Origin of the sequence: Janthinobacterium saanense (assembly GCF_014200675.1) — a bacterium.
Lineage (GTDB): Bacteria > Pseudomonadota > Gammaproteobacteria > Burkholderiales > Burkholderiaceae_D > Janthinobacterium.
Map to the genome: position 1 here is coordinate 1 of NZ_JACHCI010000004.1, position 10050 is coordinate 10050.

10 protein-coding genes are annotated in these 10050 nt (G+C 59.9%); 7 read left to right on the top strand and 3 right to left on the bottom strand.

Annotated elements, in window-relative coordinates; translation table 11 throughout:
* Positions 1-219 precede the first annotated feature (219 nt).
* The 3 genes from HDE72_RS07075 to HDE72_RS07085 all read left to right on the top strand — a co-directional run bounded on the left by HDE72_RS07075 (position 220) and on the right by HDE72_RS07085 (position 2152).
* Positions 220-1344 (top strand): hypothetical protein, encoded by a 1125-nt coding sequence (locus HDE72_RS07075; RefSeq protein WP_183738360.1) that lies wholly within the window; start codon positions 220-222, stop codon positions 1342-1344.
* Between the two features lie 12 nt (positions 1345-1356).
* On the top strand, positions 1357-1620 hold the full coding sequence (locus tag HDE72_RS07080; RefSeq protein WP_183738362.1) for a hypothetical protein: 264 nt from the start codon (positions 1357-1359) through the stop codon (positions 1618-1620).
* 148 nt (positions 1621-1768) lie between these two features.
* On the top strand, positions 1769-2152 hold the full coding sequence (locus tag HDE72_RS07085; protein WP_183738364.1) for a glutaredoxin: 384 nt from the start codon (positions 1769-1771) through the stop codon (positions 2150-2152).
* A gap of 11 nt (positions 2153-2163) precedes the next feature.
* Here HDE72_RS07085 and HDE72_RS07090 read toward each other — a convergent pair whose 3' ends face one another.
* Positions 2164-2400: a DUF3820 family protein gene (locus tag HDE72_RS07090; protein WP_183738366.1), complete on the bottom strand. Its 237-nt coding sequence runs from the start codon at positions 2398-2400 to the stop codon at positions 2164-2166.
* A gap of 143 nt (positions 2401-2543) precedes the next feature.
* Here HDE72_RS07090 and HDE72_RS07095 point away from each other — a divergent pair, with 143 nt between their 5' ends.
* On the top strand, positions 2544-3755 hold the full coding sequence (locus tag HDE72_RS07095) for an MFS transporter (protein ID WP_183738367.1): 1212 nt from the start codon (positions 2544-2546) through the stop codon (positions 3753-3755).
* A gap of 35 nt (positions 3756-3790) precedes the next feature.
* Here the strand turns inward: HDE72_RS07095 and HDE72_RS07100 are convergent, their stop codons facing one another.
* Positions 3791-4498, bottom strand: coding sequence for a hypothetical protein (locus HDE72_RS07100; protein WP_221291197.1), 708 nt, complete (start codon positions 4496-4498; stop codon positions 3791-3793).
* Positions 4499-4693: 195 nt separating this feature from the next.
* Here HDE72_RS07100 and HDE72_RS07105 point away from each other — a divergent pair, with 195 nt between their 5' ends.
* Both HDE72_RS07105 and sppA read left to right on the top strand, forming a co-directional pair.
* Positions 4694-6157 carry a sodium:solute symporter gene (locus HDE72_RS07105; protein ID WP_183738371.1) on the top strand — a complete coding sequence of 488 codons (1464 nt, stop codon included), beginning with the start codon at positions 4694-4696 and terminating at the stop codon, positions 6155-6157.
* Between the two features lie 66 nt (positions 6158-6223).
* A complete protein-coding gene (sppA, locus tag HDE72_RS07110; protein ID WP_183738373.1) occupies positions 6224-8098 on the top strand; it encodes a signal peptide peptidase SppA in 1875 nt (624 codons plus the stop codon).
* 122 nt (positions 8099-8220) lie between these two features.
* Here the strand turns inward: sppA and HDE72_RS07115 are convergent, their stop codons facing one another.
* On the bottom strand, positions 8221-8424 hold the full coding sequence (locus tag HDE72_RS07115; RefSeq protein ID WP_183738375.1) for a hypothetical protein: 204 nt from the start codon (positions 8422-8424) through the stop codon (positions 8221-8223).
* A 175-nt stretch (positions 8425-8599) separates the two neighbouring features.
* On the opposite strand from HDE72_RS07115, the gene HDE72_RS07120 reads away from it, so the two are divergent.
* On the top strand, positions 8600-10033 hold the full coding sequence (locus HDE72_RS07120) for an efflux RND transporter periplasmic adaptor subunit (RefSeq protein WP_183738377.1): 1434 nt from the start codon (positions 8600-8602) through the stop codon (positions 10031-10033).
* Positions 10034-10050 lie beyond the last annotated feature (17 nt).

Below are 10050 nucleotides of genomic sequence, written 5' to 3' on the forward strand. Positions count from 1 at the left end.
CCGCCCCCGTTGGTATCGGCAGCGTTATGCTGCACTAGGTTGGACCATTGGCAGGCAGGACGGTTCGGCAAAGATGAAGATCAGCGCTAATCAACTAAAAGTATGGCCGCAGCGTGGATGCCGCATTTGCCGGCGTCTTTTTGTGTGGCTGTTCCACCAGACAGGGCAGTCGTTTTCCCCAAGTCACTGACACCGTCGGTGGGGTGCACGATCCGATCGTTGAGTCATCATATCGCGCTTCTACCACCCAGGACGGTGATTGCGCCGGAATGGATATGGTCGACGACGGAGCGCGCGTCGTCAGATCGCCGCGATCCGCAGCTGCCATATGATGTCCGGCTGCTGCTCGTGCCTTTTCCATTTACGGTGGATGGCAATTGCTTCCGCTTGAGTTCTCCCCGTACGCCATTTGGAACAGGCCACAAAATGGCCGCCTACTTTCGTCTCGACCAGCTCTGGTTGCAATATGCGGGCGAGCGTTTGACGGGTGGGCAATTGGCTGATGGTTTGATCATTCCACTGATCAAACAGGCTTACACCCATTCCGGGCAAATGCCTGATGGTGTCGTCCTGCCGGAATGTGCCTTGACCTCCGAAATCGCCATGGAGCTGGTCGAGACGCTGAAAGCGAGGGGGATCAAAATCGAGTTCCTGATTACTGGCGTACTCGACAATAATCCAGGAAGTAAAGCCAGCTACAATCGCGCGCAGACGTTTGTCCTGCGGAAGGGAGAAGGTGCCGTGAAGCGCGAACAAAACAAGCACCACCGCTGGCGGCTTGACCGCCATCAAACCGAAACCTATGCCCTGGACTTTGACGACGATGATGACAACGATCAATGGTGGGAAGATATCGACGTCGGACATCGCCAGCTGCCCTTTTTTGGCTTACGCAAAGACATGTCTGTGACGACGCTCATTTGTGAAGACCTGGCACGCGCCGATCCCGCCATGAGTCTGATTCGTGCCGTTGGTCCGAATCTGGTCATTGCATTGTTGATGGATGGCCCCCAATTGGAAACTCGCTGGCCCGGCCGCTACGCGACGGTCCTGGCTGACGATCCTGGTTCGGCGGTACTGAGCTTTACCTGTTCGGCCATGGTGGACCGTTCCAACTGGCGCCAGGCGAGGCCGGCGCGAACGATAGGCTTGATGCGTGATGCAAGTGGACGCACCCAGGAGATTCCACTTCCCCAAGACGCCCTGGGTGTATTATTGACCTTGGAATCGGTAAAAAAACATCAGACAACGCTGGATAATCGTTCGGATAAGGGAATTTCCCGCGAATTGAAACTTCGTCATATGTTGCCGTTGTTTCTAGCTAAAAAGCCGGTTTGGATATAGAGGAGCATGATCATGACCAAGAAAGTAGTCAATTTCAATCTCGGTAGCCGGGGGTTGACTGCGGAAGAGGTGCTTGTGGTTGACAATGCGAAGAAGCTCTTCTTGACCAGTCTTGAGCGCCACCGTCAAGACATCGTTGGCCACGCGGCCTTTGCTTCCAGGTCTGCCGCAACTGCGGTGGCGAAAGCGGCCGCCAAGCCCGCAGCAAAATCTGCGCCTGCAGGTAGTGCTGCCTGGACATCTGGCAAAATTGCATCAGCGATCCGGAAGTATTGATATGGTATGCGGCCGCCCACTTCTCAGGTGCTGGCTGGACCTGATCTGATAGTCAAGGGCAGTGGTATAGGCGAGTGAGTGCAAGCAAGTCTGGTTGCATGGCACAATGCGTCATCCGCACGCCTAGTGCTACTTATCCAGGACTTCCATGACACGCGCCATACTCGACGAAACCCAGATCCATCCCGCCGCCCGTCCATTGATCGGCAGCAAGCACGCGGACATCGTGCGCGAAGTGCAGGCGGCGATTGCTGCGCATCAGGTGGTGGTGGTCGGCATGTCGCTCAATCCCTACCCGCGCAAGGCGCGCAAGATCCTCGACGTGCTGGGCACGCCGTATCACTATTTGCAATACGGTAGCTATCTGAACCAGTGGCATCGCCGCAACGCCCTCAAGATGTGGTCGGGCTGGCCGACTTTCCCGATGGTGTTCGTCAACGGCGTGCTGGTGGGCGGCGCCAGCGAGCTGCAAACGCTGGTGGAAAATGGCGAGTTCAGCACGATGCTGGCCAAGAAGGTAAAGCAATTCTAAGCAGAACTTGCTTATTCCCCAGGCCGCCAGGGTGACTTGTGCGTGCGCAGCGGGTCCAGCAGGCTGCGCAAATCGTTGTGGTCGAGTTCGTACATGAGCGCGATCAGGCCGCCCAGTTCGCCCGAGGGGAAACCCTCGCGCGCGAACCAGCCCAGGTAGTGCCCGGGCAGGTCGGCCAGCAGCCTTCCTTTGTATTTTCCATAAGGCATTTCGCGCGCGACCAGCAGCGCCAGTTTTTCTGAATTCATGGTGGAGATTCCGTCGTGATGTGGACAGTGTAGCAGAGTGCTTAATTGTTGATTCTGGCGCAACTATCATCTGCCTGGTGAGGTATTTTTCGAAACAAAGAAAACCCCGATACTGCATGACATTATCTTTATCGGAGTCTGTCATGCCTATTGCCTTGCTCGCGCTGACCATCAGCGCATTTGCCATCGGAACCACCGAGTTTGTCATCGTCGGGCTCTTGCCCACCATCGCCGCCGACCTGGGCGTGAACCTGCCGTCGGCCGGCTTGCTGGTCAGCCTGTATGCCTTGGGCGTGGCCATCGGCGCGCCAGTCTTGACCGCATTGACGGGCAAGCTGCCCCGCAAGACCTTGCTGTTGTCGCTGATGGTGCTGTTCACCCTGGGTAATTTGCTGGCCTGGAAGGCGCCCAGCTATGAATCCCTGATCATCGCCCGCATCCTGACGGGCCTGGCGCATGGCGTCTTCTTTTCCATCGGTTCCACCATCGCCACGTCGCTAGTGCCCAAGGACAAGGCGGCCAGCGCGATCGCCATCATGTTTACCGGTTTGACCGTGGCGCTGGTAACAGGCGTGCCGCTGGGCACTTTCATTGGCCAGCATTTCGGCTGGCGCGAAACTTTCCTGGCTGTCTCGGCGCTGGGCCTGGTCGCCTTTGTCGGCAGCCTGCTGTATGTGCCTGCTAACATTGAGCACAGCAAACCGGCATCGCTGTTGCAGCAGGTGCAGGTACTGGCGCAGCCGCGTTTGCTATTGGTGTACGCCATGACGGCGGTGGGCTACGGCGGTTCCTTCATCGCCTTTACCTATCTGGCGCCGATATTGCAGCAGGTATCGGGTTTCGGCGCCAGCGCCGTGGGCCTGGTGATGCTGGTGTATGGCGTGTCGGTCGCGTTCGGCAATATCTGGGGCGGCAAGCTGGCCGACAAGCGGGGACCTGTCAGCGCCCTGAAGTTGATCTTTCTGCTGCTGGCGCTGGTATTGCTGGTGCTGACCTTTACCGCGCCGTATCCGTGGCTGGTGGTAGCTACCGTGCTGCTGTGGGGCGCTGTTGCCTTCGGTAACGTGGCTGGCTTGCAAGTGTATGTGGTGCGGCAAGCCGAACACTTCACGCCGCGCGCCGTCGACGTGGCCTCGGGCCTGAACATTGCCGCCTTTAACCTGGGGATTGCCGGCGGCGCCTGGGGCGGCGGTCTGATCGTCGAACACCTGGGTCTGGTTCATACCGGCTGGATCGGCGCGCTGGTAGTGCTGGGGGCGTTCGGTTTGACGGCCTTGAGCGGCAGGCTGGACCGTTTGAATCCGATACCGGTACGGGCAGGCGGCGAGAAGTCGATCCATGCGGCAGGGCATTAGCCTGCAAACTGAACTTCCCCTGCCTGGACCGCGCTTTATTGTTTTGGTGTTGCTTGTTGCTCGACCTGGATGGTGACAACCACCATACGTTTCATGGCGGCGCCTGGCTTCCACGGCGGGTTGATGACGGTGATGTCGCGCACGCCCAGCAGGGCGAAGTCTTCCAGCGTATAGGTCCAGCCTGCCGTATCCGGATTCTGCTTGAGCAAAGACGCATATTGCTCAGCCTGGCCTAGCGAGCTGATGTCTGTGCGTACACCGAGCTGCTGCAAATAGTGCGCTTCACGCTGGCCGTCTGCGAGGCTCGTTTTATGGATATCGTCCATGAGTGCTTTCTGTTCGACGGGACTCATGGCGTCGTACATTTTTTGTGTAGCCTCATCGAATGCCAGATGTTTGGGATCGCCAGATCCGCCGTGGTAGCCGATCACGGCAAAGTTGCTGACGATCTTGTGTATTCCTGCAGGAAAGACGTAATTGGCACAGGAGGAAAAGCAGAACTCCAGTACTTGCACATCCAGTTTGTGCTCGCGTACCCAGTTGCCCAGTTGCATGCCGGTGTAGACCTCGCCACCAGGGCTGCGTATCGACAGTACGGTGGGTTTGATTGGCAAGGAATCATACAGGGCGAACAGGCGCTGATTGGCTGCCTCATCGAGCAGGCCCACATATTCCAGCTGGCCATTGCTTAGAAAAACCTGTGTCGTTTCTTTTTCAGCCGCAGCAGCACTGGACAGTGCCACGAAAGAGTAAACCAGTGCCAGCAGGGAGTGGTGCAAAGTCAATGAGGTCAGGGAGCGCATCGGGAAGCAAGGAGTCGGTGTCCTGAAACAGTAACAAACTTTCACTATGTTGTCGACTGGAAATGGTTGCTATGATCAGCTGTCTGCCTTTGCTGTACTATTGCTACCCCTGTCCATCCCTTGCCGCCCATCCCCATGTCGCCGACCATCCTGTTTGCCGTCGTTCTCGCGTATTTTTTGATACTGCTGGGTGTCGCCTGGTCCACCTCGCGCCATGCGACGAATGACAGTTTTTTTATCGGCAACAAGAACAGCCACTGGATGCTGGTGGCGTTTGGCATGGTGGGCACCACCTTGACGGGCGTGACCTTCATCAGCGTGCCGGGCGCCGTGGGGCGCGATGGTTTTGGCTATATCCAGCTGATGATAGGTTATGTGCTGGGTTATCTGGTCATTACCTTTATCTTGCTGCCGCTGTATTACCGGCTGCAGCTGACCTCCATTTACCGCTACCTGGAATTGCGTTTGGGGCGCCGTTCCTACCAGAGCGGGGCGGCGTTTTTCATCTTGTCGCGTCTGCTGGGCGCCACGGCGCGGCTGTATCTGGTGGTCAATATTTTGCAGGCAACCATACTCGACAGCTTCGGCGTGCCATTCTGGCTTACCGCCCTGGTGGTGCTAGTGCTGATCTTGCTCTACACCTATGAAGGCGGCGTGAAAACCATCGTCTGGACCGATACCCTGCAAACGGCGTGCATGCTGGCGGGGCTGCTCATCTGCGTGGTGTTTTTGCTGCACGCCATGGATATGTCCGTGATCGACAGCCTCGAGCGCATGCGCTCGCAGGGCCTGGCGCGCATCTTCACCCTGGACCCGGACAGCCCCGCCTATGTGTGGAAACACATCGTGGCAGGCATCTTCATCACGGTGGCCATGACGGGCATGGACCAGGAGATGATGCAAAAGAATATCTCGGTGCGCACCTTGCGCGATTCGCAAAAGAATATGCTGAGCCTGACCGTGGTGCTGACGTGTGTGCTGCTGCTGTTTTTGTTCCTGGGCGGCTTGCTGCACCTGTATGCGCCGGTCGCTGGCGTGACGGCGACGGGTGATAAATTGTTCCCGGCGGTAGTGCTGGGCCACTTCCCGGCTGCGGTGCAACTGATCTTTTTCATTGCGCTGATCTCGGCCCTGTTCCCCAGCGTGGATGGGGCGCTGACGGCGCTGACGTCCACCTTTTGCATCGATATCCTGGGCCTGCAGCGGCGTGCCGATCTGACGCCGGCGCAGCAGATGCGCTGGCGCCGCCGCGTGCACTTGGGCTTTGCCGCGCTGTTCCTGGTCTTGATCATGGCCTTCAAATGGGTCGATAGCCCCAGCATGATAGGCGTGATCCTGAAACTGGCCAGTTATACCTATGGCCCTTTGCTGGGCCTGTTTGCCTTTGGCTTGTTGACGCGTCGTGGCGTGCGCGACCGCTGGGTGCCGCTGGTGGCGGTGGCGGGGCCGCTGCTGTGCGCGCTGATTGAGCAAGCGCAAACGCAGCTCTTCGCCCACTACCGCATCGGCCTGGAACTGCTGATACTCAATGGCGCCCTGGTCATGGCCGGATTGTTGCTGATTTCCACCCCCGCACCTTCCGGCGTAAAGGACTTGTAAAAACATTACTTTGGTCCGGTTTTCAGTTATATTGGTTTCCTTTGGGTTTAACCTTATGGAGCATCGATGTCACTTAATCCGTTCCCGGCCCTGCGCCGTGGCTTTGGCGTATTCTGGCGCACCCTGGACGCCACGCGCCGCGTCGTCTTCAACCTGATCTTTTTGCTGATCCTGATCGCCATCCTGGTGGCGATCTTTGGCGGTGGCGTCAAGCCGCTGAAGGAAAAGACCACCCTGGTGCTCGACCTGCAAGGCCCGCTGGTGGAAGAAACGCCGGGCGGCGTGCGCGAAGCGGTGCTGGCCAATGTCAGCGGCGACGCCAAGAAGAGCGTGCAGCTGCGCGACGTGCTGGCGGTGCTCGATTCGGCCAGCAAGGATAGCGACATCGGCTCCATGGTCCTGATGCTGGACGATTTGCAGAGCGGCGGCCTGGCTTCCTTGCGCGAAGTGGCGGCCGGTGTGGAACGCTTCCGCGCCAGCGGCAAGAAGGTCGTCGCCTGGGGCGCCAGCTACAACCAGCGCCAGTACCTGGTGGCCGCCAGTGCCAATGAAGTCTATGTGCACCCGATGGGCGGCGTGATGCTCGAAGGTTTTGGCCGCTACCGCAATTACTACCGCGATGCGCTCGACAAGGTCGGCGTGACGGTCAACCTGCTGAAAGTGGGCACCTACAAGAGCGCCGCCGAACCGTTCATCGCCAACGGCCCGTCCGAAGCGGCCGCCGAAGCAGACCGCTATCTGAATAACGGCCTGTGGACCACCTACACGAACGACGTGGAAAAGGCCCGCAAACTGCCGGCCGGCGCCATCATGCAATCGATTAATGACTTGCCGGCCTTGCTGACAGCGGCCGGCGGCGACCTGGCGAAACTGTCCGTCAACGCCAAGCTGGTCGACGGCCTGAAGACGCGCGATGAACTGCGCACCCTGATGATGGAGCGCGGCGTCAAGAATGCCGACGGCAACAACTTCCGCCAGATTTCCTATGGCGACTACCTGGCGCGCTTGCGCCCCAGCCATCTGGGCGACGCCGTCGGCGTGGTCATCGCCTCCGGTGAAATCGGCGATGGCGTGGCCTCGCCGGGCGCCATCGGTGGCCTGTCCACCTCGCGTCTGATCCGCCAGGCGCGCGAAGACAAGCAAATCAAGGCAGTGGTCTTGCGCATCGATTCGCCGGGCGGCAGCGCCTTCGGTTCGGAGCTGATACGCCGCGAGCTGGAATTGACACGCGCCGCCGGCAAGCCGGTGGTCGTTTCGATGGGCAACGTGGCCGCGTCGGGCGGTTACTGGATCAGCACCTCGTCCGATGAAGTGATTGCCGACGCGGCCACCATCACCGGTTCGATCGGCGTGTTCGCAATCTTGCCGACGGCCGACAAGGTCATCGAAAAGCTGGGCATCCACACGGCCGGCTCGCCGACCACCTGGCTGGCCGATTCGGGCAATCCATTGCGTCCGCTCGACCCCCGTTTCGCGCAAGTGATACAGGGTTCGATCAATCACGTGTATGGCGATTTCCTCGGCCTGGTCGCCAAGGCGCGCAAGACCACGCCGGAAAAAGTCAATGAAGTGGCGCAGGGCCGCGTCTGGACCGGCTTGCAAGCCAAGGACCGCAACCTGGTCGACCGCATCGGCAGCTATGGCGATGCGCTGGCCTCGGCCGCCAAGCTGGCCAAGCTGAGCCCCGGCTATCGCGTGGCCTACCTGGAGCAGGAAAGCTCGAACGTCGACCGCCTGATCGGCATGTTCGGTGCCAAGGCGATGGCAACACTGGGTCTGGGCGAACACGTGAAACTGGGCCTGGCCAGCACCGGCCTGCCGACCGACGCCGCGCTGGGCATTGCCAATGACTTCGGCTGGCTGTCCAGCCTGACGCGCGAGCACAAGCCTTTCATGGCGCTGACGCACTGCCTGTGCACGGTGCCGCTGGACGGTAAATAAAAGAGCGGAATAAAAGAGCAGGACGGGCCGGCCGATGCCGGTTCCATCGTTTGTTAAACAGGCCGGCTTTGTCCGGCTTGTTTTGTTCATGGACCACTGATATGCCGCCAAATATCCGCTGGTCAAGGCCGCTGGCGGGAAAATTGTAGCGAGTTTGTATCTGCCTGCCAGTCGCCTGAAACGACCGCCCGCTGCGGCTTGAACCCTTGCAAGCCTGATTTTTCCGCTGTTTCCCCTGCCAGCTGTGCATGCACGTCCATCGCTGTCGCTATGGCGCTTGCTGTTGCGTGCATAAAATGTTTCAGGTAGAAATGAAATGGATACATGACTATGCTAGAGTCCTCGCAGCATGGGGAAAACGCTGTTTTTTCAGCTGATTTTCAGCTCTTGATTTTCTCTCGATTGCGTAAAAACAAACAAAAACGTTCAACCGGCCCGAGTGCGCACAGACCTCGGCCGGCGCCACACAATCGCCGTGCCAGCGGCCTATAAAGGATAGCGATGGATTCGCAGACAGCAGCAAATACCCCACGGCGCAGCCGCCGTTCGAAGATTGTCGGTAGCGTCATCGCGCTGGCCGTGATGGGCGCCCTGGGAGGCGGCGCCTGGTATCTGACACACTCCGGTCTCAGCGCGCAAGGCGGGCCGGGCATGGGTGGCCCCGGCGGTCCGGGCGGCCCCGGTGGGCGACGCGGCGGTCCATCGACCACGGTCGGCGTGGCCACTGCCGTGAAGTCCGATTTGCCCGTGACGCTCGATGCGCTGGGCACCGTGACGGCGGCGGCGACTGTCACCGTGCGCCCGCAAGTGTCGGGCATCCTGAAGGAGCTGCGCTTCAAGGAAGGCGCCATGGTCAAGGCCGGCGATGTGGTGGCCCTGATCGATCCAGCCCAGTTTGAAATGGCCCTGATGCAGGCCAAGGGCCAGCGTTTGCGCGATGAAGCGCAGCTGGACAATGCACGCCTGACCCTGAAACGCTATGAAACCCTGCTGACCCAGGATTCGATCGCGCGCCAGGACGTCGATACCCAGGCGGCGCTGGTCAAGCAGCTTGAAGGCACGGTGCTGACCGACCGCGCAGCCGAAGGCACGGCCAAGCTCAATCTCGATTACACCAAAGTGGTGTCGCCGATCAGCGGCCGCGCAGGCTTGAAAGTGGTCGATATCGGCAACCTGGTCAGCACTAGCGATGTGGGCGGCGTGGTCGTCATCACGCAGCTCTCGCCGATCGACGTCGTATTCTCGGTACCGCAAGATAAAGTGCAGACCATCCAGGAACGCCAGGCGCAAAAAGTGGCGCTGTCGGCGCTGGCGCTGGACCGCACGCGCACGATTACCCTGGATAAGGGCAGTTTGAGTGCGCTTGACAACCAGGTTGACGTACAGACCGGCACCGTGCGCGCCAAGGCCCGCTACACGAATGACAAGATGGCCCTGTTCCCCAGCCAGTTCGTCAATGTGCGCCTGGAACTCGGTAATATCACGGGCGCCGTGCTGGTGCCTGTCACGGCCTTGCGCCACAGCAATACCGGCGACTTCGTCTACGTGCTCAAGGAAGACAAGACCGTTACCGTACGCGTCGTCACGCGCGGTCAGGCCACCATCGACATGGTGGAAATCAAGGCCGGCCTGGAAGCGGGCGAGAAAGTGATTACGGAAGGCGCGGACCGCCTCAAGGAAGGTGCGAAAGTGACCTTGCCGGGCGATAAACCAGCTGGCCCTGGCGGCTGGGGCGCTCAAGGCGGTCAGCGCGGTGAGCGAGGCCAGCGTGGTGGTGCTGGCGGTGCAGCCGGTGCGGACGGCGCCAGCGGCGAACGTCACCACCGCCGCCATGATGCTGACGGTGCTGCTGCCAGTGCTTCGGCCTCCGCGCCGGCCGCATCGGCGCCGGTAGCACCGGCAGCACCAGCGCCAGCCCGTGGAGCGGGGCTATGAGTGCAGGTCTCACATTG

Bases quoted from the DNA above. Each gene is read 5' to 3' on its own strand.
- HDE72_RS07080 (WP_183738362.1), top strand. From the start codon at position 1,357: ATGACCAAGAAAGTAGTCAATTTCAATCTCGGTAGCCGGGGGTTGACT.
- HDE72_RS07085 (WP_183738364.1), top strand. From the start codon at position 1,769: ATGACACGCGCCATACTCGACGAAACCCAGATCCATCCCGCCGCCCGT.
- HDE72_RS07090 (WP_183738366.1), bottom strand. From the start codon at position 2,400: ATGAATTCAGAAAAACTGGCGCTGCTGGTCGCGCGCGAAATGCCTTAT.
- HDE72_RS07095 (WP_183738367.1), top strand. From the start codon at position 2,544: ATGCCTATTGCCTTGCTCGCGCTGACCATCAGCGCATTTGCCATCGGA.
- HDE72_RS07105 (WP_183738371.1), top strand. From the start codon at position 4,694: ATGTCGCCGACCATCCTGTTTGCCGTCGTTCTCGCGTATTTTTTGATA.
- sppA (WP_183738373.1), top strand. From the start codon at position 6,224: ATGTCACTTAATCCGTTCCCGGCCCTGCGCCGTGGCTTTGGCGTATTC.
- HDE72_RS07115 (WP_183738375.1), bottom strand. From the start codon at position 8,424: ATGTATCCATTTCATTTCTACCTGAAACATTTTATGCACGCAACAGCA.
- HDE72_RS07120 (WP_183738377.1), top strand. From the start codon at position 8,600: ATGGATTCGCAGACAGCAGCAAATACCCCACGGCGCAGCCGCCGTTCG.